The following is a 20,712-nucleotide window of genomic DNA, read 5'->3' on the forward strand; positions in this document are numbered from 1 at the left end:
ACCGTGTCCGACATCGCATGGCAGCACCGGGCCCCGGTCGGCCGGGCCACCATCGGCGACCAGCTGCGCCGCCACGCCCGCACCCAGCCGGACAAGACCGCGTTCGTCGCCTATGACGCCGTGGGGGCGCGCACCCGGATCACCTACGGGGAGCTCGATCGCCGCGCCAACCGATTCGCGCATCTCCTGCTCGGCCGCTCGGTCCGCCGGGGGGATGTCGTCGCCGTGGTCGCTCGCAACAGCGTGGACGTCGTCGCGCTCTACTACGGGACGCTCAAGATCGGCGCCGCGGTGAGCCCCGTCAACGTGATGTTCGGGCAGCGGGAGATCGGCCAGCAGCTCACGCATGCCGGGCCGGTGGTGGTAGTCACCGACAAGGAGTTCACCGACCGCGTCTCTGCGGCTAACCCCGGTGCCCCGCTCCTGACGTTCGACGAGACCCTCGAACGCGCGCTCGCCGAGCAACCCGACACCGAGCCCGTGGCCGATGTCGACGAGCAGGACGTCGCGATGCTCGTCTACACCAGCGGCACGGAGGCAGCGCCGAAGGGCGTGCTGATCCAGCACCGCAACTACCTGATCTCCACGGCACCGGCATGGGGCTGGGGTCTTCAGACCGGCCCGGACGACACCTGGCTCTTCGTCATGCCCTTCCACACCATCTCAGGGCTCGGCTCGATGACCACGCTCACGCTGATGGGCGCCACCCTGGTGCTGCCCGCGAGCACGGACGCCGCGCGGTCGCTGGAGATCATCGCCCGCGAACGCGTCACGGTGATCGCGCAGACACCGACGTTCTACCTCGGGCTTGCCGGGCAGGCAGGGTTCGGACCCGCCGCCGTCAGCGCCGTCCGCCGTTGCCTGACATACGGCGGGCAGGTCACGCCCGCGGTGATCGAGGCCTGGTCCGAGGCCGCTCCCGGAGTGCTGTGGGGCACCTACTGGGGGCAGTCGGAGCTGTCCCAGCTCGGCACGGTGGGCTGGTTCTCCACCCTGGCCGACGTACCCGGCGGCGACACGTCCTGGATCGGCAAGCCGGTGACGCACCTGGAGGTGCGGGTGGTCGACGCCGACGGCAACGACACCGAGCTCGGCGAGCTCGTATGCCGGTCGCCCTCGGTGATGCTCGGATATCATCGGGAACCCGCGAAGACGGAAAACGTGCTCCGCGGTGGTTGGTTGCACACCGGCGACATCGTGCGGATCGACGGCGAGGGCAATCTGTTCTTTCACGACCGGCTCACCGACGTGATCAAGTCGGGCGGGATGAACGTCTCGTCGCAGGAGGTGGAGCGGGTGCTGCAGGCACATCCCGCCGTTCTGCGCGCCGCGGTGGTCGGCAGGCCCGACCCGGTGTGGTCCGAGGCGGTCACCGCGTTCGTCGTGCCGCGGCCCGGAGCCACCCCCGAGCGCGACGCGATCGTGGCGTTCTGCCGGGAGCAGCTCGCGGCGTTCAAGGTGCCCAAGGCCGTGCACGTCGTGGCGGAGCTGCCGGTGGACGCCCAGGGCAAGATCCTCAAGCGTGAGCTGCGCACGGTGGAGATTCCGCCGTGAGTGCCCCGAAGCGGATCGACGAGCCGGCCCCGGGCCGGCCCGTTCCGGCCGCGCGGCGGTCGGGCCGGGTTCGCCGCGAGGAGATCGTCGCCGCGGCCGCGCGGATCTTCGCCCGGCAGGGCTACGCGGCCGTGGGGATGCGCGACATCGCGGAGGCGGTCGGCATCCGAGGTGCAAGCCTCTACCACCACTTCCCGGCCAAGGAAGAGATCCTCTACGAGGTCTGCCTGACCGTCACCCGGGAGCTGAACGAGCAGAACCTCCCGTTTCTCGACGCACCGGGCACGCCCGCACAGCGCCTCGCCGCATTCGTACGCGCGCACCTCGAGTTCCTGCACCCCCGCCGCGTCGAGCACATGGTGGGGCTGCACGAGCTCGCCGCGCTCACTCCGGCCCACCGCGCCGAGATCGACGATTACCGGCGCTACTACCAGCGCCGCGTGCGGGACGTGATCGCGGCCGGGATGAGGTCCGGGGAGTTCACCGCGACCGATGCCCGGCTCGCCGCGTTCGCGGCGTTCGGCGTGCTCAACGGGATCAGCACCTGGTTTCACGACGACGGTGAGCTGGGCCTCGAGGAGGTCGTTCGCGGTTACGTGGTGCTGATCGTCGGCAGGATGCTCGGAGCGCGCGAGTACGCCGATGACCAGGCAAGAGCGCTCCCGGGCGGCGCGCAGACCTGAGGAAGCGCTGCGATCACGCCCGCAGGCGCAACCCCTTGGGTGTGACGCGGAAGCCGGCATCGGTGAGCACCTCGGCCAGCTCGGAGCCGAGCGAACCGACGCCGTCGGCACGCTCGACGGCCAGCGAGCCGAGCCAGCCCTCGTGGACAGCGCCGGCGAGCGCCTGAGCCCCGGCCGCGAGTCGCGAGCGGTCGACCGTGAACGACAACAAGGAACGCCCGCCGCGTTCGACGTACAGCACAGGTGCGCCGTCGACCAGGACGACGAGCGCCCCGGCCTTGCGTCCCGGGCGGTGCTTGGTGTCGCCCACGGTGGCGGCCCAGGGCAGCGCCGCGCCGTACGGCTGCGCCGGGTCGGCCGCCGCCAGGACGACACGGGGGAGGCCGGCGCCGTCGCTGCCTGCCGGCCCGGTGTACCGACGATCGGCGCCGTACTCGCGCCCATCCGGGCCGAAGCCCTGGTCGGGAGCGAGCGTCGGCACCGACCCGTCGGGCTGGGACAGGGAACGGAGGCGGTCGATCGCGCCCGGCACGGCGAACTGCGCCGCACCGAGGCCCTCCACCACGTAGCCCCGGCGCGCGCGGCCGGAATCCTCCATCGCCCGCAGCACCTTGTAGACGGCGGCGAAGCCACCGCTCATCCGCTCGGTGGCCAAGGCGCCACGCGTCAGCACGCCGTGGCGTTCGAGGAGCGCCTCGGCGCGGGCATGGGCGCGGCGTGTGGGGTCGGGCTCCCGCGCGGGGACGAGCGCCCAGCGCCCGCCGACCGATGGTGGTCCGCTCCTGCTCGGCATCGCCGGACGCCCGGCACGCAGCTGGGCGTACCGGCCCCGGGGTGCGGATCGCCGGGTGCGGTGCGCAGGGCCGCCGCGGCTGCCCGTGCCCCCGAGCCGCGCACGCAGCGGGGCCAGGGTGTCGTTGCTCAGCAGACCGGCCCACACGAGATCCCAGATGGCGGTGACCACGGCCTCGTCGGACGGCCCCGTCTCCCCGCTCTCGACGAGGGTGCGCCCCGCCCGGTCGGCCAGCTCACGGAAGAAGAGCGCCCCGCCGGAGTGGCCGTCGCCGGGGCCGGACCAGCCCAGCGCAGCCAGCACGGCCCGATGCACGGGAGTGTCCGCGATGTCCGGCTCAGGCTCGGGCAACAGCAGATCGGCGACGTCGGCGGGGGCGACGGCGAGCCAGCCGTCGGTGCCGGCGAGCGGGCCGCATCCCGTCCAGGTGACCTCGCCCGCCGCGGTGAGCTCGTCGAGCAACGCCGGGGTGTAGCCGGGCAACCGCGCGGGCAGGATCAGCGACTCCAGCGCGCTCGCCGGGAGGGGTGCGCCGGCAAGCTGCTCCACCACCCCGAGCACGTCCTCGGCACCGGGCGCCCGCCGCATCCGGCCGCGCCGCTCACCGCCCGCGCCCGCCTGAACCCCTTGCCAGGCCGGCAGGAACCGGCCCAGCGCCTGCTGCTCGACCGGCTCGACCTCGGCCCGCAGCCGGGCCAGCGATGCCCGCCGCAGGCGCCGCAGCACGTCGGCGTCGCAATACTCCAGGCTGCTCTGCCCGCCCATGGACGCGGGCCGCAGCTCCCCACGCACGAGCCGCCCCGAGCCGACCAGCCGGTCGAGCACGCCCGCAACCACAGCGACACCCAGCCCGAACCGCGCGGCGCACTCCGCGGCCGGGAACGGCCCGTGGGTGCGCGCGTATCGCAGCACCAGGTCGCCGAGCGGATCGGCCACGGGCTCGGTGAACGTCTCCGGCACCCCGACGGGTAGCGCGGCGCCCAGCGCGTCGCGCACCCGGCCGGCGTCCTCGACGGGGAGCCAGCGCTCCTCGCCGGCGATCCGCACCCGGATGATCCGGCGGGCCGCTTCCAGCTCCGCGAGCCACTCCGCCCGGATCCCGCGCGCCGCCGCCTCTGCAGTGGTGAGGTCGCCGAGGAACCGCAGCGTGTCGGCAGCTCCCTCACCGTCGCGGGCGCGGCGTTCGTCGGTGAGCCGCTGCAGTGACGCCTCGACCTCGGCCAGCACCTCCGGATCGAGCAGCTCGCGGATCGCCTCGGAACCGAGCAGCTCGGCGAGCAGGGTGGAGTCGAGTGCCAGCGCGGCGGCCCGCCGCTCGGCCAGCGGTGCGTCGGACTCGTAGAGGAACATCCCGACGTAGCCGAACAGCAGGCTCCGCGCGAACGGCGACGGCGCAGGCGTGGCCACCTCGACGACCTTCACCTTGCGGGCCTGCACGTCGTTCATCAGCTCGCGTAGCCCGGGCAGGTCGTAGACGTCCTGCACGCACTCGCGCATCGCCTCGAGGGTGATGGGGAACTGCTCGTACCGCCCGGCCACCGCCAGCAGCTGAGCCGACTTCTGGCGTTGCTGCCAGAGCGGGCTGCGCCGCCGGGGATCGCGGCGGGGGAGCAGCAGCGAGCGTGCCGCGCACTCCCGGAACCGTGACGCGTAGAGCGACGAGCCACCCAGCTCCGCGACGACGATCTGCTCCACCTCGGCCGGGTCGAGCAGCAGGTCCTCGGCCGAGGGAACGACCTCGGCGCCGGACTCGTCGACCGCGTCGGGCAGCCGCAGCACGATGCCGTCGTCGGCGCTGGCGGCGTGCACCTCGACCCCGCGCCGCTCGCGCATCCGCGCCGCGATCGCGAGCCCCCACGGACCGTTGACCTGCGACCCGAACGGCGAGTGCACCACCATCCGCCAGTCGCCCAGCTCGTCGCGGAACCGCTCGATCAGGATGGTGCGGTCGCTGGGCACGTGGCGTGTGGTGTCGCGCTGTTCGTGGAGGTAGGAGAGCAGGTTGTCGGTGGCCCACTCGTCGAGCCCGGCCGCGGTGGCGCGCTCCCGGGCGGCGTCGTCGGGCAGCGCCGACATCTCGCGCACGAACGCCCCGACCGCCCGGCCCAGCTCCAGCGGGCGGCCGATCGACTCGCCCTTCCAGAACGGCATGCGGGCGGGCTGGCCCGGGGCGGGCGTGACGATGACGCGGTCGTGGGTGATGTCCTCCACCCGCCAGCTCGACGTGCCGAGCAGGAACGTGTCGCCCACCCGCGACTCGTAGACCATCTCCTCGTCGAGCTCGCCCACCCGCGAGCCGCGGCCGTCGGCCCCGCCGGGCGTGGTGACCGTGAACAGCCCGCGGTCGGGGATCGTGCCCCCCGACGTGACGGCCAGCCGCTGCGCGCCGGGACGGCCCTGCAACTGGTCGGTGACGCGATCCCACGTGATCCGTGCGCGCAGCTCGCCGAACTCCTCCGACGGGTAGCGCCCGGCGAGCATGTCGAGCACCGAGCGCAGCGCGGAATCGGGCAGTGCGGCGAACGGCGCGGCCCGGCGCACGACCTGCGCGAGCTGATCGAGCTGCCAGGGCTCCATCGCCACCATCGCCACGATCTGCTGCGCGAGGACGTCGAGCGGGTTGCGCGGGTAGCGCATCGACTCGATCGCCCCCGACGTCATCCGTTCGGCGACGACGGCGCAGGACACCAGATCGCCCCGGTACTTGGGGAAGACGACACCGCGGGACACCGCGCCCACCTGGTGGCCCGCACGCCCGACCCGCTGGAGGCCGGAAGCGACGCTGGGCGGCGCCTCCACCTGCACGACGAGGTCGACCGCGCCCATGTCGATGCCCAGCTCGAGGCTGGACGTGGCCACGACGCAGGGGAGCAGGCCGCCTTTGAGCTCCTCCTCGACCAGGGTGCGTTGCTCGCGAGACATCGACCCGTGGTGGGCCTTCGCCACCGTGGCCGCGGCGCCGCTCCCGACGCCGGACTGGCCGATCGCCTCGGCCGGAAAGGCGCTGGTGCCCGCTCCGGTGTCGCTCCGCAGGGCGTCGAGCTCCTGGATCTCACCTTCCAGCTCTTCGGCCGCGAGCTCGTTGAGCCGCGCGGTGAGCCGCTCGGCCAGCCGGCGGGAGTTGGAGAACACGATCGTGGAGCGGTGGGCGCGCACGAGCTCCAGCAGCCGCCGCTCCACGGCAGGCCAGATCGACGGCCGCTCGGCCGTGCCGGCCGCCGATCCGATGACCTCCTCGTCGGAGCTGCCCGGCGCGGGACGCTCGTCGAGGGCCGCGAGATCGGGCACCGGCACCTCGACCGCGACCTCGATCGTCTTCGGGATGGGCGGCTGCACCACCTCGACCGGACGCGCTCCGGCGAGGAACGTGGACACCTCGTCGATGGGCCGCACGGTGGCCGAGAGCCCGATCCGCTGGGCGGGCTTCTCGAGCAGCTCGTCGAGGCGCTCCAGCGAGAGCGCGAGGTGGGCGCCGCGCTTGGTGCCTGCGACGGCGTGCACCTCGTCGAGGATCACGGTCTCGACCCCGCGCAACGACTCGCGCGCTGCCGAGGTGAGGATCAGGAACAGCGACTCGGGTGTGGTGACCAGGACGTCGGGTGGGGTGCGGGCGAAATGGCGGCGCTCGTCGGCCGGGGTGTCGCCGGTGCGCATGCCGACGGCGATGTCCGGCACCGGGAGCCCGAGGCGCTGCGCCGCCTGCCGGATGCCGGCCAGCGGCGAGCGCAGGTTGCGCTGTACGTCGACGGCGAGGGCCTTGAGCGGGGAGACGTACAGGACACGGCAGCGGTGCCGTGGCTCCTCCGGAGGCGGCCCGGTGGCCAGCCGGTCGAGCGCCCACAGGAAGGCCGCGAGCGTCTTGCCCGAACCGGTGGGCGCGACGACGAGGGCGTGCTTGCCGGCCTGAGCGGCACTCCACGCGCCTTCCTGCGCCGCGGTGGGCGCGACGAAGGCACCGCCGAACCACTCACGGGTGGCGGCGGAGAAACCGTCGAGTACACGCACGCCACCCATGATGCGGCAGCCCCCCGACAATCCGGGCGGCCCGGACCCGCGACGCGGGTCGGCAGCTCAGATCGCCGCGCTGAGCTCGCCGGCGAGCCCGGCCAGGACCCGGTCGGCGCCGCTGCCCGGCTTCCAGGTGCAGGCCAGGCCGATGGCGGCGACCTCGCAGCCGGCCAGGACGTGGCCCACCGCGGCCGCGACGGCGGGTAGGCGGGGGCCGTCCGGCGTGGGGAACAGCAGACCGGGCAGGTCGCGCGGATCGATCACGTCCACGTCGATGTGCAGGTAGACCGGGCCGCCGACGGCGATTCCGGCGATGTCGTCCACCCGCGCGCGGCGGATCGCCGAACCGGCGAGGAAGACCTCCTCCGGCGGATCCAGGTCGCGCGCGTCGACCAGCAGAACGTCCTGCTCGGGCACGTCGGCAAGTCCGAGGCGATGCGCGACCGTCCGGTCCGCGCCGCCCACCAGCTGACGGACCGGCATGCCGCCGAGGTAGCCGGACGTCGACGTCTCCGGGGTCTGGACGTCGCCGTGAGCGTCGAACCACACGAGTGCCGGACGCAGCCCCGCGCGTTGCAGGCCCGCCACGACACCGAGCGAGGTGGTGCAGTCGCCGGAGATCACGAGGGGGACCCGGCCCGCGGTGACGTCCGCGGCGACGGCCTCGGCGACCTCCTCGTAGAGCGTTGCCATCCGCTCCCAGGTCGCACCGGGCGGCAGGGCCGGAGCGATGCTGCGCCCGGGGGGAAGTGGCAGCTCCAGATCCGGAAGGTGCTCGTCGAGGTGGAACGGCACCGCGATCACGGTCATGGCCTCATGCTGCCGGGCTGCGTCGGATGGCGGAAACTGCTTTCCTGCTCTCCCGATGATCACGAGTTGCCCCGAGGAGGCCTGGTGCCCGACGTCATCCGCCTGATCCTGGACGACCACGAGACGTTCCGGAGCCGGTTCGCCCGGCTCGCCGAGCTGCGCGAGGACCCGCAGGCTGCCGCCGAGCTGTGGCGCGAGCTCTCGGCCCACCTCGAGGTCCACGCCTCGGCGGAGGAGGAGCACTTCTATCCGGCCCTGTTGCAGAACGTCGAGGGCAGCGAGGACGAGACGAAGGACGCGATCAGCGACCACGACGAGATCCGCGACGGCATCCGGCGGTCGGCGGCGGCCGAGGCCGGCAGTGACGAATGGTGGGCAGGCATCCAGGACGCCCGTGAGGCCAACGACGAGCACCTGGCCGAGGAGGAGCGCGACGACATCCCCGACTTCCTGCGTGCCGCGTCGGTAGAGCTGCGCCAGGAGCTCGGTGAGAGGTTCGAGCGCTTCGTGGGCGAGCACCCCGGCGCGCGGGGCCTCTCGGGCGAGGACAAGGACCCCGACCGGTACGTGGCCGAGAACGGCTGAGCCGGGGATCGCGGTAATCGGACGTGGCCGTGCGGTGTCCGAATACCGCCAGAGCGGCCGGCTCTCCTGCGTGATGCTCTGATCATGGAACTGAACCTGCAGGGCAAGGTCGCGGTCGTCACCGGTGGCAGCAAGGGCATCGGGCTGGCCACCGCGCGCACCTTGCTCGGGGAGGGCGCCCGCGTCGTGGTCGCCTCCCGCACGACCACTCCGGAGCTCGCCGCACTCGTCGGGCCCGACCTCGTCCACGTCCCGGCCGACCTGACCGACCCCGAGGCCCCCGCGCGTGCGGTCCGCCATGCGGCGGAGGTGTTCGGCGGGCTGGACATCCTCGTGAACAACGCCGGTGGACCGCCGCCCGGCATGCGGCTGCCGCAATTCTCCTTCCTCGCTCCCACCGACACCGACTGGCGGGTGATGTTCGAGTTCAACCTCTTCTCCGTGGTCCGCGCCGTGCGCGCCGCGATCCCGCTGATGCTGGAGCGAGGCGGTGGGGCGATCGTCAACGTGTCCTCGGGCAACGCGCGCCAGCCGGGGGCCATGAACGTCGACTACGCGGCGGCCAAGGCCGGCCTGAACAACCTCACCGTGGCGCTCTCGGAGGAGTTCGGCCCGCAAGGGATCCGGGTGAACACGGTGTCGCCCGGTCCGGTGCGTACGGCCTGGTGGACCGACGAGGGCGGGGCCGCGGACATCCTCGCGGGCGTGGCCGGCAGCAACCGGAACGACGTGATGGACAAGCTCGCCCCGGAGATGATGAGCCTGACCACGGGGCGCCTCGTCGACCCGCAGGAGGTGGCCGACGTGATCACGCTCCTCGTCTCGCCACGGTCCGCGAGCACCACCGGATCCGACTTCGTGGTGGACGGTGGCTTCCTGAAGGCGGTCTGACGGGAGCCGCTCGCGTCAGGCGTGCGCGGCGAGGAACCGCTGCAGGTGCGGGTTGACGGCCTCCGCGTGGGTCAGGCTCAGGAAATGTGCCCCATCCTCGACCACGACCAGCTGCTCGGCGCCCGGAATCCCCGCCGCGAGTTCCTCGGCGCGCGCCACGGGGTAGGCGGCATCGGCCGAGCCGTGCAGGACGAGCGCCGGGCAGCGGATGCGGTCGAGCCGGCCGAGGACGCCGTCGCGCTCGACGAGGGTGGACATGATGCGGAGCAACCGATCGCCGGGAACGCTGCGCCACGTCTCCTTCCAGCCGTCGGCAGGCATCGAGCCCAGGCAGGTGCCGGCGACGGCGTCCAGCTGCTCTTCCTTCGGCCCGTTCGCCGCCCAGCTCTCGGCGAGCTGCCGGTACGCCGCGGCGACCTGTGGGTCCTCGGCCGCTCCCGACGAGCCCATGACGGCGAGGGCCGTGACGCGGTCCGGCGCCAGCAGCGCCATCCGGAGGGCGACGAAGCCACCCTGGCTGGTGCCCGCGACGGCGGCGCTGTCGATGCCGAGATGGTCGAGCAGGGCGAGCACGTCGCGAGCGACGTCCCAGTAGTCGAAGGGGGCGTCGGCGGGCGTGCCGCCGTGACCCCGCTCGTCCACCGTGACGAGCCGGAAGTCCGAGCGCAGCGCCGCGATCTGCGAGGCGAACATGCGCTCGTCCATCAGGAAGCTGTGCAGGAGGACGACGACGGGCCCGCTTCCGCCGTGGTCGGTGTGGTGCAGGTGCTGGCCGTCGTTGACGATGACCGTGGATCCCATCGGGAGCTCCTCACCTCGGGCGACACGATGATCGTTCCACCCGGGGCGAGTAGTTCACTACCGCTTGCGGTTCTGCCACCACCAGCGCAGCAGGAGCGTGAGCGACGCGAGCAGCCCGGCCAGCACGACGAGCCGGCCGAGCGGTGAGGACATCCCGGTGGGGTCCTGCGCGAGAACGGACATCACGGACGTCACGGACACAACGCTACTCGTCGAGCCAGCCCGGTGACGCGGTGCCGAACGACGGAGCGGGTGGCCGCCATGCCAGGTGTTCTCCGCCGACCGCGCCGGGTGGACGGGCGAGCGTGAACGCGTCGAGTTCCTGCAGGTAGGGGGCCGGGTCGACCTCTGCAGCCGCGTCGGGGCTCTGGCGCGGCAGGCCCTGCAGCCAGGCCGCCGTGGCGGCCAGCGCCAGCCGGATGTGGTGGCTGCCGCCGTCGCGGCGCTGCCGGGCGAGCGCCAGCAGGGCGGCCGCGGCGCCCAGGTAGCCGGTGGCGTGGTCGAGCACCTGGGCGGGGAGCGCGCCTGGTGCGTCCGGCTCGCCCTCGGCCACCGCGATCCCGCACGCGGCTTGCACGATGCTGTCGAACCCGCGCCGGTGGGCCCACGGACCGCGGTGCCCCCACGCCGACAGCGTGACGATCACCAGGCCCGGATGCCGCTGCGCCAGCTCCTCGGGCGCGAGCCCGAAGCGGTCGAGAGCGCCGGGGCGGTATCCGGTGACCACGACGTCCGCACCCGCCAGCAGCCGCTCCAGCACGTCGCGCCCGGAGCCGAGGTCGAGCAGCGCGCTGCGCTTGCCCGGCAGGGTGTCGGCGGACTGGAGGGGGATCTCGGGCCGATCGGGTGCGTCGAGACGCACCACGTCGGCGCCGTGGACGGCGAGCGTGCGGGTGGCGACCGGGCCCGCGATCACACGGGTCAGGTCCAGCACGCGGGGCCTGCGCCGGGGGCGGGCCGGGGCGTCGCCGACGACGCGGTGTTCGACGGGCGCGGGCGGGGGGCCCGTCTCGGCTCGCCAGGCCGCCTCGGTGCGGACGGCCGCGCCGATCCCGCCGGCGTCGTGCAGCGCGTTCTCCAGCTTCACCCCGGCCCACCCGGCGATCGCCGCAGGCACCTCCTCCTCGGTGCAGCCCAGCACCTGCAGGGCGGCCGCGCGGTGCCACGGGTAGTTGGCGTGCAGCCGGAGCCACCCGTCGGCGGTGCGGTGGAAGGCCGAGAGCGGGTCGAACGGGTTGCCGAGCGGGCGTCCGTCGCGGCGCACGTACCGCTCGCTGCGCAGTGCGACGGCGAGCTCGCGGGTGTCGAGGCTCACCCGTCGGCCGGTGCCGAGCGTGGCGGCGAGCAGGCTCGCGCCGACCGCGGCCGCGCCCGCACCGGTGACCGGAAAGGTCGACGTGAGGGTCGTCGGCGGCCCGGTGACGTGCAGCCGGTGCAGTTCCTCGGGTGCCCCTCGGAGCGTGGCCCACAGCGGAGGTAGCAGATCCGTCACCCTCGCAGCGTCCCAGCTACCGTGGTCTGGGTGCGACTGACGTACTTCCGGGAGTTGATGGCGGGCGAGTTCGGGGCCGCCCGGGCCGCCGCGGTGTCCCACGATCACGTGTTCGCCGAGCTCGGTGGGCGCACCGTGGAGGAGGCGCTCGAGGCCGGCATCGATCCACGCGACGTGTGGAGGGCCGTCTGCGAGGTCTACGAGGTGCCACCGGCCCGTCGCTGAGCTCGCTCTCGCTCGCCGCCGCCGGGCGCGGGAGCTTAGCCGCCCGGCGTGTCGTTACCCCGATCGAACAGACGTTCGCTACGCTGCTGTCCACATGGCGGTGCGGCTGTCCACACATCCCGACCGCTCCCGCGAATCGTCGGTGGCGCCCCCTACCGTCGACGCCAGTACCGACAAACCGTCCGAGCACCGAGGTGGAGACCGGCGATGACCCCCGCACCCGACCGCGAGAAGGCTCTCGAACTCGCGCTCGCCCAGATCGAGAAGAACCACGGCAAGGGCTCGGTGATGCGCCTCGGTGATGACACCCGGCCGCCCATCGGGATCATCCCCACCGGGTCCATCGCCCTCGACGTCGCTCTCGGCGTCGGCGGACTGCCCCGCGGCCGTGTCGTGGAGATCTACGGCCCTGAGTCCAGCGGAAAGACCACCGTCGCCCTGCACGCGGTGGCCAACGCGCAGGCCGCGGGTGGTATCGCCGCGTTCATCGACGCGGAGCACGCGCTCGACCCGGAGTACGCCAAGGCCCTCGGCGTCGACACCGACGCCCTGCTCGTCTCCCAGCCCGACACGGGGGAGCAGGCCCTCGAGATCGCCGACATGCTGATCCGTTCCGGCGCTCTCGACATCATCGTCGTCGACTCGGTGGCCGCGCTCGTGCCGCGTGCGGAGATCGAGGGCGAGATGGGCGACAGCCACGTCGGCCTGCAGGCCCGGCTCATGAGCCAGGCGCTGCGCAAGATCACCGGCGCCCTGAGCAACTCCGGCACCACGATGATCTTCATCAACCAGCTGCGCGAGAAGATCGGTGTCATGTTCGGCTCGCCGGAGACCACCACGGGTGGCAAGGCGCTCAAGTTCTACGCGTCGGTGCGGCTCGACATCCGCCGGATCGAGACGCTCAAGGACGGCTCCGACATGGTCGGCAACCGCACCCGGGTCAAGATCGTCAAGAACAAGGTGGCGCCGCCGTTCAAGCAGGCCGAGTTCGACATCCTCTACGGCGTCGGCATCAGCCGTGAGGGATCGCTCGTCGACGTGGGTGTCGAGCAGGGCATCGTCCGTAAGTCCGGCGCTTGGTACACCTACGAGGGCGACCAGCTCGGCCAGGGCAAGGAGAACGCCCGCAAGTTCATGCGCGAGAACCCCGACGTCGCCGCCGAGATCGAGAAGAAGATCAAGGAGAAGCTGGGCATCGGCGCTCAGCTCGACGCCGAGGCCGAGAAACTGCCTGCCCCGGTCGACTTCTGAGCACGGTGCCGGAGCACTCGCCGCAGGAGCAGAGCGGGGCCCGAGTCGTCCGGCTCGACGGGCTCGGCATCGAGGAAGCCGGGCCCGCTCCGGTGGCCCGGCTGGATCTCCCGGATCCGGCTGAGCCGGCCCGTCCGGCGGCCGACCTCACCGACCTGCACGGCCCCGATGCCACCGCTCCGGTCGCCTCGTTCGCATCCCACGACGGATCCGCCGACGATCGATCCGGCGAGGATGGAGCGGCCGAGGGTGCGCGGGAGCCCGCAGCGGCTCCGGTTGCCCTCTTCGACGCCGCGCAGCTCGCGGGTACCAGCCGCGAGGTGCCGGTGGCCGAGCTCGGCACGGCGGCTCGAGGCCGATCTGCCGGTCGGCGGGCTCGCACCACGAGCGCGGATGGCGGGCGGGAGCGGTGGCGCCGGAGCGGCGATGGCGCCGACCAGGCTGATCGGGCCGGGCCAGGTGATCGCGGCAGCCGCGCTGCCCGCGCCGATCGGGCTGCCGCGGCTGAGCGGGCCGATCGCGGCAACCGTGCCGCCCGGATCGGCGGGGCCGCCCCTGGTGACGGCGAGGAGAACGGCGAGTGGACCGAGCAGGCCGGCCGCCGCAGGCGCTCGGGGCGCGGTGATCGGGCCGAGCGCAGGGGGAGGCCCGCGTCGGAGTCCGAGTCCGGTCATCGCGATGCCGGCACGACGGGGCGAACGGATCGCCGGTCCGGCGGTGAGCCCGACGCCGACCCGGTGAGCATGGCGCGGGAGATCTGCCTGCGGCTGCTCACCGATCGGGCGCGCACCCGGCAGGAGCTTGCGCAGGCGTTGCGACGCAAGGGCATTCCCGACGACGCCGCCGCCACGGTGCTCGCACGGTTCGACGAGGTGGGGTTGATCGACGACGCCGCCTTCGCCGGTCAGTGGGTCCGCTCGCGGCACACGCACCGCGGCCTGGCGCGGCGCGCGATCGCGGTGGAGCTGCGCCGCAAGGGGGTCGCCGACGAGGTCGCGGGGGAGGCGCTGGCCGAGGTCGACGGTGAGTCCGAGGAGCGGCGGGCGCGTGAGCTGGTCGACCGCAAGCTGCGGTCGCTGAAGGTGGCGTCCGCCGAGCAGCAGACGGTGGCCGGGCGCAGGCTCGTCGGGATGCTCGCCCGCAAGGGCTACGGCGCCGCGGTGGCCTACCGAGTGGTGCGGGAGGCCCTCGCCGAGCACGGTGCCGACGTCGAGGAGCTCGACGGCGCGGAGCCCCCGGACGACTGATCCCCTGCCGCCGGATCTGACACACACCTGGTGGCCACCGCACACACGGCATGACATGCGCGCGGCGGCCACGAGGCGTGTGCCGTGAGGGTCGGGACCGCGGGAACTCTCGGGCGCTATTTCTTCTGTCGGCGGCTGCCGCCGTGCCAGTCCTCCTGCTTGCCGGCTTCGTCCTCGCTCACGCCGAAGGCGCGCAGCTGGGGCCGCTCGCGCAGGCTCCGCTTCAGCTCGGAGAACCCCGGGAAACGAGCGAGCGCGACGACGTGGTCCCACAACTGCGCGGCCTGCTCGTCGTCCGGGAGCCTGCTGATCACGGGGCCGAAGAACGCCACCCCCTCCGGGGGCTCGAAATGCAGGATCGGGGTGCCCACGTCCTTGCCGGTCAGCCCGAGTGCCTCGTCGGTCTCGGCCTGGATCTCGGCATCCCAGGACGGGTCGTCGAGTGCGTCGGCCAGCGAGGCAGGCAGGCCGATCCCGGCGAGCACGGGCTCGACGAACGCCCTCGTGCCACGGAGCTCGCGGTCGGCGGACACCTCCTGTGCGACATCGCTGTCGAAGATCCGCGCACCCAGCGCGGCGTAGAGCAGGCCGACGGCGTCACGCCCGTGCTCCGCGCGGGTGCGGGCCGCCACCCGCAGCAACCGCAGACCGGCCGTGTGGCCGGCCTCGTACTCCGGGGGGAAGTGCGCGCCGTAGTCGATGTGGGAGTTGAGCAGCCGCAGCGAGATGAACCGCCAGTCGACCGAGTAGTCCCGCTGGGCCTGCACGATCCGCACCCACTTGCTGGTCATCCAGGCGAACGGGCAGACGGGGTCGAAGTAGAAGTGGATGTCGGAGTCGGCCATGCCTCGCAGGCTAATCCGGAGACGCCGCCGGGGCAGGTGTGAGAGCTTCGGGGCGCCGCAGCACCTGCACGTCGCCGGGGAACCCGTCGCCGGCCGACACCACCGCGAGGAAGGACAGCAGGGTGTCGCGGAACGCGCGCATGGCGTGGGTCGGGGCGAGATCGGCGCGGCGGGCCAGCGCGACGGTCCGGTACAGCGGGGGTGTGAGCACCGTGCGGCGCAGTCGCGGCCTGCTCGAGAAGACGAGGTCCGGCACCACCGCCACGCCGGTACCGGCCTCCACCATCCGCAGCACGGCGTCCATCTCGCCGCCCTCCACCGCGAACTGGGGGGTCTCACCGGCGTCGGCGTACGCCTTCAGGGTCGACTCCAGCAGGTCGTAGCCCTGTCGCGGCACCACCAGGTGCCGGCGGGCCAGCTCCTTCACCGTCATCGAACTGCGTGACGTCGGCGCACGTTCCGATGTGGGGGACGCCACTGATAGGCGCTCCCGCAACAACGGCTCGGTGTCGAGCGCCGCGTCGATCCCCGGCGGCGGCACGATCACCATCGCCAGGTCGAGCTCGCCGCGCACGAGCGAGCGCACCAGGGGCTGCGAGCCGCTCTCCACCAGCTCCAACCGCACGTCGGGGTATTTCTCGTGGAAGACGCGCAAGACGTCGGCCAGCACGCCGATGCACAGCGACGGCGTCGCTCCGACCCGGACGCGCCCGCGGCGCAACCCGACGATCTCGGCCACGGCGGTGCGGGCGCCGTCGGCGTCGGCGAGCATGCGCCGGGCGAACGGCAGAACGGCCTCACCCGCAGGGGTCAGCGCGAGCCCGTCGCGGCTGCTGCGGTCCACAAGGGGCGAACCGAGTTCGTCCTCCAGCGCCCTGAGCTGCCGCGACAGCGTGGGCTGGGCCACGCCGAGTGACTCCGCCGCACGAGTGAAGCTGCCCACGTCGGCTACGGCCACGAAGTACGCGAGCTGCTGAAGTGTCACGTATATAGCGTACGTCTATCGACGATCCCGTTTCGATGCATTGGACGTTAGGCCCACGGACTACGCACCCTGACCCCATGGTGACAGTGGGAGAGCGGCCTGCGGTGCGGGTGCGGCACACGCCGCGGCCCTCGTCGGTCCAGCTGAAGTTCGTGATGGCGGTGTCCGGCGCCCTCGCGCTGCTCTACCTGATCGCCCACATGATCGGAAACCTGAAGATCTTCCTGGGCGCCGAGGCGATCAACACCTACGCGGCCTGGTTGCGCACCGTCGGCGAGCCGGCGTTGCCCATGCAGACGCTGCTGTGGATCGTGCGGGTGGTCCTCGTGGTCGCGATCGTGGCCCACATCGTCTCGGCGACGATCCTCGCGCGCCGCGCCCGCCGGGCCCGTCCGATCAGGTACGCCCACCGCCAGCCGGTTCGGGGCAGCTACGCCGCGAGGACGATGCGCTGGGGTGGCGTGATCATCCTGTTGTTCATCATCTACCACCTCCTCGACCTCACGGCCGGCACGCTCAACCCGCGCTTCGTCGAGGGCGACGTCCACGGGAACCTCGTGGCCGACTTCGCGCCGAGCCACTGGTACGCGACGGTCGCCTACACGGTGGCGGTGATCGCGGTCGGGTTCCACGTCCGCCACGGCCTGTGGAGCGGCCTGCAGACGCTGGGGCGCTCCAGCGCCGCTGCCCAGAACACCATCAAGGGTGTCGCCCTCGTGGTCGCGGTCCTGCTGACCGTCGGCTTCCTCTCCGTCCCGTTCTCGATCCTGACCGGATTGGTGCGTTGATATGACCAGCCTCTACACGGACTACACGGTCGGCGACCCGGTGGCCGACACCGTCGCCCCCGCCGGGCCGATCGAGGAGCGGTGGGAGAAGCGCCGCTTCGGCGTCAAGCTGGTCAACCCGGCGAACCGGCGCAAGATGAAGATCATCGTCGTCGGCACCGGCCTCGCCGGGGGGAGCGCCGCGGCGAGCCTGGCCGAGCTCGGCTACCACGTCAGCTCGTTCTGCTACCAGGACAGCCCGCGCCGGGCCCACAGCATCGCCGCCCAGGGCGGGATCAACGCCGCGAAGAACTACCGCAACGACGGCGACAGCGTTTACCGGCTGTTCTACGACACGGTCAAGGGCGGGGACTTCCGGTCCCGGGAGTCGAACGTGCACCGGCTGGCCGAGATCAGCGTGCAGATCATCGACCAGTGCGTGGCGCAGGGCGTGCCGTTCGCCCGTGAGTACGGCGGTCTGCTCGACACCCGCTCGTTCGGTGGCGCGCAGGTCTCCCGCACGTTCTACGCGCGCGGCCAGACGGGTCAGCAGCTGCTGCTGGGCGCCTACCAGGCCTTGGAGCGGCAGATCGACGCGGGCAACGTCGACATGTACTCGCGACACGAGATGCTCGATCTGATCATGGTCGAGGGCCGCGCACGCGGGATCGTCGCCCGCGACCTGGTGACGGGGGAGACGCGCAGCCACCTCGCCGACGCCGTGGTGCTCGCCTCGGGTGGCTACGGCAACGTCTTCTACCTCTCCACCAACGCCAAGGGCTGCAACGTCACGGCGAGCTGGCGCGCGCACCGGCGGGGGGCGCTGTTCGCCAACCCCTGCTACACCCAGATCCACCCGACGTGCATCCCCGTGAGTGGCGACCACCAGTCGAAGCTCACGCTGATGAGCGAGTCGCTGCGCAACGACGGCCGCGTCTGGGTGCCGGAGAAGGCCGGTGACACGAGGGCTCCCGGCGACATCCCCGAGTCCGAGCGCGACTACTTCCTCGAGCGCCAGTACCCCAGCTTCGGCAACCTGGTGCCCCGCGACGTCGCCAGCCGTGCGGCCAAGAACGTGTGCGACGCGGGCCGCGGTGTCGGCCCCACCGGTCTCGGCGTCTACCTCGACTTCGCCGAGGCGATCAACCGGCTCGGGCGCCAGGCCGTGGCGGCCAAGTACGGGAACTTGTTCGAGATGTACCAGCGCATCACCGGCGAGGACCCCTACGTCGTGCCGATGCGGATCTTCCCCGCGGTGCACTACACGATGGGCGGCCTGTGGGTCGACTACGACCTGCAGAGCAGCATCCCGGGCCTGTTCGTCGTCGGCGAGGCGAACTTCTCCGACCACGGCGCCAACCGGCTCGGCGCCTCCGCGCTGATGCAGGGCCTGGCCGACGGCTACTTCGTCCTGCCCAACACGATCGGCAACTACCTGGCGGCGTCGCACCTGCACCCGGTCGATCCCGGCGCGGACGAGGTGCGTGCTGCCGAGCAGGAGGTCAACGGCCGTATCCAGACGCTGCTCTCGATCGGCGGGACCCGCACGGTGGACTCGTTCCACCGCGAGCTGGGGCACCTGATGTGGGACCACTGCGGCATGGAGCGCACCGACGCGGGCCTGCGCAAGGCCCTGGACCGCATCCCGGAGCTGCGCAGGGAGTTCTGGAGCAGCGTGAAGGTGCCCGGCACCGGCGCGCAGCTGAACCAGTCGCTCGAGCGGGCCGGGCGCGTCGCGGACTTCCTGGAACTCGCCGAGCTGATGTGCCTCGACGCGCTGCACCGCACGGAGTCCTGCGGTGGGCACTTCCGGGCGGAGAGCCAGACCGAGGACGGCGAGGCGCTGCGCGACGACGAGCACTTCTCCTACGCCGCGGCCTGGGAGTACACGGGCCAGGGCGAGCCCCCTGTCCTCCACAAGGAGGACCTGCACTTCGAGTACGTCATTCCCAGCCAGCGGAGTTACAAGTGAAGCTCAATCTCAAGATCTGGCGCCAGACCGGCCCGGACGACCGCGGCCGGCTGGTCGGCTACCGCGTCGACGACGCCGACGAGGACATGTCGTTCCTCGAACTGCTCGACGTGCTCAACGAGCGGCTCGTGCTCGACGGCGAGGAGCCCGTCGCGTTCGACCACGACTGCCGTGAGGGTATCTGCGGCGCGTGCAGCATGGTGATCAACGGCGAGCCGCACGGCCCGCAGAAGGCGACGACGACCTGCCAGCTGCACCTGCGGCACTTCCGGGACGGCGAGTCGATCACCATCGAGCCGTTCCGGGCGGCCGCGTTCCCGGTGGTGCGCGACCTCGTCGTCGATCGCAGCGCACTCGACCGGATCGTGGCCTCGGGCGGGTACATCTCGGCCCCGACGGGCGCCGCACCGGAGGCGCACTCCACTCCCGTGCCGAAGGCGAACGCCGACCGCGCGTTCACCGCCGCTGCGTGCATCGGTTGCGGGGCGTGCGTGGCCGCGTGCCCGAACGGCAGTGCCTCGCTCTTCCTCGGCGCCAAGATCACTCACCTCGGTGAACTGCCCCAGGGGCAGCCGGAACGTTCCGACCGCGTGGTGCGCATGGTCGAGACGCACGACACAGAAGGCTTCGGGGGCTGCACGAACACCGGTGAATGCGCGGTGGCGTGCCCGAAGGAGATCCCACTCGATGTGATCTCCCAGCTGAACCGCGACTATCTGCACGCGACAGCGGGAGGGCGCCGCACGGCCTGACGATCTCGAAAGCGGATTCGCGCCGCGGATTGAGGACCACGTTCCAGCAGCTCAGAGCAGGAACGTGGTTCTTCCGCGCCCGCGATTGGAATGTGCCGAGTGAATCGCATCACGATGGGGGAATTCGACCCATAGCCCGCCGAGCCCCGTTGGTCGGAAGGTCGTAGGCTCCCGCGAGATCCAGACGTCCCGACGCCGCGGCTTCTGCGGCTGGCGTCGGCTCACCCGCAGAAGATGAGGACTTCTTGACGTGTCATCCACCACAGATGCGTCCACAGGCCGGGCGCAGATAGCGGAACGAACGCTCCGTACCGACCGGTGGTGGCTGCCGCCCCTGGCCAACTTCGTCGGCCTCGCCCTGTGGGTCGTCTACGCCACTGTGCGCGCCTTCATGCAGGAGTGGTACTTCGTACCGCAGTACAACTACCTCACCCCGTTCTACTCGCCGTGCGTGTCGAACGGCTGCGTGGAGCAGGCCGCTCACTTCGGACGCTTCCTGCCCGACGTGTGGTGGCTGCCCTACGCCGCTCTAACGTTGCCGTTCCTGCTCTTGTTCCGGCTCACCTGCTACTACTACCGCAAGGCGTACTACCGGGCGTTCTGGCTCTCGCCGCCCGCCTGCGCCGTGGCCGAGCCGCACGCGCGGTACACCGGGGAGACGCGCTTCCCACTTCTCGGCCAGAACCTGCACCGCTACTTCTTCTACCTCGCCGCGATCATCTCCGTGATCAACACGTATGACGCGATCAAGGCCTTCATCAAGGAGGACGGAAGCTTCGGGCTCGGCCTGGGCAACATCATCCTTCTGATCAACGTCGTGCTGCTCTGGGCGTACACGGTGTCGTGCCATTCGTGTCGCAGCATCATCGGCGGCCGGCTGAACCATTTCTCGAAGCATCCGGTGCGCTACAAGCTGTGGGTCCAGGTTTCCCGGCTCAACGGCAAGCACATGCAGCTCGCCTGGACCACACTGGCCTCCCTGGCCATTACGGACTTCTACATCATGGCCGTCTCGGCCGGGTGGTTCTCCGACCTGCGGATCGTGGGGTGA

At 71.9% G+C, this 20,712-nt stretch carries 19 protein-coding genes; 11 read left to right on the forward strand and 8 right to left on the reverse strand.

The features are described 5' to 3' along the window. Nucleotides 1–3 precede the first annotated feature (3 nt). Nucleotides 4–1,554, forward strand: a complete 1,551-nt coding sequence (locus tag MMF94_RS27655; protein WP_241040129.1) for a class I adenylate-forming enzyme family protein — start codon at nt 4–6, stop codon at nt 1,552–1,554. Then, nucleotides 1,551–2,237, forward strand: coding sequence for a TetR/AcrR family transcriptional regulator (locus MMF94_RS27660; protein ID WP_241040130.1), 687 nt, complete (start codon nt 1,551–1,553; stop codon nt 2,235–2,237). The genes MMF94_RS27655 and MMF94_RS27660 overlap by 4 nt, the downstream gene beginning before the upstream one ends. A gap of 13 nt (nt 2,238–2,250) precedes the next feature. Here MMF94_RS27660 and MMF94_RS27665 read toward each other — a convergent pair whose 3' ends face one another. Beyond that, the gene (locus MMF94_RS27665; protein WP_241040131.1) at nt 2,251–7,035 is read right to left on the reverse strand and encodes an ATP-dependent helicase; all 4,785 of its coding nucleotides are present in this window, start codon (nt 7,033–7,035) and stop codon (nt 2,251–2,253) included. Between the two features lie 66 nt (nt 7,036–7,101). Then, nucleotides 7,102–7,848: an arginase family protein gene (locus MMF94_RS27670; RefSeq protein ID WP_241040132.1), complete on the reverse strand. Its 747-nt coding sequence runs from the start codon at nt 7,846–7,848 to the stop codon at nt 7,102–7,104. An 84-nt stretch (nt 7,849–7,932) separates the two neighbouring features. Between MMF94_RS27670 and MMF94_RS27675 the strand changes: the two genes are divergently transcribed. Together MMF94_RS27675 and MMF94_RS27680 are read left to right on the forward strand one after the other, a co-directional pair. Continuing rightward, complete coding sequence (locus MMF94_RS27675) at nt 7,933–8,433, forward strand: hemerythrin domain-containing protein (protein WP_241040133.1); 501 nt, start codon at nt 7,933–7,935, stop codon at nt 8,431–8,433. An 84-nt stretch (nt 8,434–8,517) separates the two neighbouring features. Beyond that, the gene (locus MMF94_RS27680; RefSeq protein WP_241040134.1) at nt 8,518–9,324 is read left to right on the forward strand and encodes an SDR family NAD(P)-dependent oxidoreductase; all 807 of its coding nucleotides are present in this window, start codon (nt 8,518–8,520) and stop codon (nt 9,322–9,324) included. A gap of 15 nt (nt 9,325–9,339) precedes the next feature. Here MMF94_RS27680 and MMF94_RS27685 read toward each other — a convergent pair whose 3' ends face one another. Genes MMF94_RS27685 through MMF94_RS27695 form a run of 3 tightly spaced genes read right to left on the reverse strand, consistent with a single transcriptional unit; the run spans nt 9,340 to nt 11,617 of the window. Then, the gene (locus tag MMF94_RS27685) at nt 9,340–10,125 is read right to left on the reverse strand and encodes an alpha/beta fold hydrolase (RefSeq protein WP_241040135.1); all 786 of its coding nucleotides are present in this window, start codon (nt 10,123–10,125) and stop codon (nt 9,340–9,342) included. Nucleotides 10,126–10,182: 57 nt separating this feature from the next. Next, nucleotides 10,183–10,320 (reverse strand): hypothetical protein, encoded by a 138-nt coding sequence (locus tag MMF94_RS27690; RefSeq protein ID WP_241040136.1) that lies wholly within the window; start codon nt 10,318–10,320, stop codon nt 10,183–10,185. A gap of 10 nt (nt 10,321–10,330) precedes the next feature. Next, on the reverse strand, nt 10,331–11,617 hold the full coding sequence (locus tag MMF94_RS27695; RefSeq protein WP_241040137.1) for a CoA transferase: 1,287 nt from the start codon (nt 11,615–11,617) through the stop codon (nt 10,331–10,333). A 30-nt stretch (nt 11,618–11,647) separates the two neighbouring features. Here MMF94_RS27695 and MMF94_RS27700 point away from each other — a divergent pair, with 30 nt between their 5' ends. Together MMF94_RS27700 and recA are read left to right on the forward strand one after the other, a co-directional pair. Next, complete coding sequence (locus tag MMF94_RS27700) at nt 11,648–11,842, forward strand: DUF3046 domain-containing protein (RefSeq protein WP_241040138.1); 195 nt, start codon at nt 11,648–11,650, stop codon at nt 11,840–11,842. Nucleotides 11,843–12,049: 207 nt separating this feature from the next. Next, nucleotides 12,050–13,093 (forward strand): recombinase RecA, encoded by a 1,044-nt coding sequence (gene recA, locus MMF94_RS27705; protein ID WP_241040139.1) that lies wholly within the window; start codon nt 12,050–12,052, stop codon nt 13,091–13,093. Here the strand turns inward: recA and MMF94_RS27710 are convergent. Next, nucleotides 13,045–13,767 (reverse strand): hypothetical protein, encoded by a 723-nt coding sequence (locus MMF94_RS27710; protein ID WP_241040140.1) that lies wholly within the window; start codon nt 13,765–13,767, stop codon nt 13,045–13,047. The two genes, recA and MMF94_RS27710, sit on opposite strands and share 49 nt — an antisense overlap. Nucleotides 13,768–13,836: 69 nt before the next feature. Here MMF94_RS27710 and MMF94_RS27715 point away from each other — a divergent pair, with 69 nt between their 5' ends. Next, the gene (locus MMF94_RS27715; protein WP_241040169.1) at nt 13,837–14,340 is read left to right on the forward strand and encodes a regulatory protein RecX; all 504 of its coding nucleotides are present in this window, start codon (nt 13,837–13,839) and stop codon (nt 14,338–14,340) included. A 116-nt stretch (nt 14,341–14,456) separates the two neighbouring features. Here MMF94_RS27715 and MMF94_RS27720 read toward each other — a convergent pair whose 3' ends face one another. Both MMF94_RS27720 and MMF94_RS27725 read right to left on the reverse strand, forming a co-directional pair. Next, nucleotides 14,457–15,185 (reverse strand): mycothiol-dependent nitroreductase Rv2466c family protein, encoded by a 729-nt coding sequence (locus MMF94_RS27720; protein WP_241040141.1) that lies wholly within the window; start codon nt 15,183–15,185, stop codon nt 14,457–14,459. 10 nt (nt 15,186–15,195) lie between these two features. Next, entirely contained in the window at nt 15,196–16,170 is a 975-nt protein-coding gene (locus tag MMF94_RS27725) for a LysR family transcriptional regulator (RefSeq protein WP_241040142.1), read from the reverse strand. A 77-nt stretch (nt 16,171–16,247) separates the two neighbouring features. Here MMF94_RS27725 and MMF94_RS27730 point away from each other — a divergent pair, with 77 nt between their 5' ends. The 4 genes from MMF94_RS27730 to MMF94_RS27745 all read left to right on the forward strand — a co-directional run bounded on the left by MMF94_RS27730 (nt 16,248) and on the right by MMF94_RS27745 (nt 20,712). Then, entirely contained in the window at nt 16,248–16,958 is a 711-nt protein-coding gene (locus MMF94_RS27730; protein WP_241040143.1) for a succinate dehydrogenase cytochrome b subunit, read from the forward strand. Between the two features lies 1 nt (nt 16,959). After that, entirely contained in the window at nt 16,960–18,909 is a 1,950-nt protein-coding gene (locus MMF94_RS27735) for a fumarate reductase/succinate dehydrogenase flavoprotein subunit (protein WP_241040144.1), read from the forward strand. Continuing rightward, on the forward strand, nt 18,906–19,661 hold the full coding sequence (locus MMF94_RS27740; RefSeq protein ID WP_241040145.1) for a succinate dehydrogenase/fumarate reductase iron-sulfur subunit: 756 nt from the start codon (nt 18,906–18,908) through the stop codon (nt 19,659–19,661). The genes MMF94_RS27735 and MMF94_RS27740 overlap by 4 nt, the downstream gene beginning before the upstream one ends. Before the next feature lie 250 nt (nt 19,662–19,911). Then, complete coding sequence (locus MMF94_RS27745) at nt 19,912–20,712, forward strand: hypothetical protein (RefSeq protein WP_241040146.1); 801 nt, start codon at nt 19,912–19,914, stop codon at nt 20,710–20,712.

It is taken from the genome of Pseudonocardia alaniniphila (assembly GCF_022524485.1).
GTDB lineage: Bacteria > Actinomycetota > Actinomycetes > Mycobacteriales > Pseudonocardiaceae > Pseudonocardia > Pseudonocardia alaniniphila.

Excerpts from the sequence above, each read along its gene's own strand:
- MMF94_RS27670 (WP_241040132.1), bottom strand. The coding sequence starts at position 7,848 with ATGACCGTGATCGCGGTGCCGTTCCACCTCGACGAGCACCTTCCGGAT.
- MMF94_RS27680 (WP_241040134.1), top strand. The coding sequence starts at position 8,518 with ATGGAACTGAACCTGCAGGGCAAGGTCGCGGTCGTCACCGGTGGCAGC.
- MMF94_RS27685 (WP_241040135.1), bottom strand. The coding sequence starts at position 10,125 with ATGGGATCCACGGTCATCGTCAACGACGGCCAGCACCTGCACCACACC.
- recA (WP_241040139.1), top strand. The coding sequence starts at position 12,050 with ATGACCCCCGCACCCGACCGCGAGAAGGCTCTCGAACTCGCGCTCGCC.
- MMF94_RS27710 (WP_241040140.1), bottom strand. The coding sequence starts at position 13,767 with ATGACCGGACTCGGACTCCGACGCGGGCCTCCCCCTGCGCTCGGCCCG.
- MMF94_RS27715 (WP_241040169.1), top strand. The coding sequence starts at position 13,837 with ATGGCGCGGGAGATCTGCCTGCGGCTGCTCACCGATCGGGCGCGCACC.
- MMF94_RS27720 (WP_241040141.1), bottom strand. The coding sequence starts at position 15,185 with ATGGCCGACTCCGACATCCACTTCTACTTCGACCCCGTCTGCCCGTTC.
- MMF94_RS27730 (WP_241040143.1), top strand. The coding sequence starts at position 16,248 with ATGGTGACAGTGGGAGAGCGGCCTGCGGTGCGGGTGCGGCACACGCCG.
- MMF94_RS27735 (WP_241040144.1), top strand. The coding sequence starts at position 16,960 with ATGACCAGCCTCTACACGGACTACACGGTCGGCGACCCGGTGGCCGAC.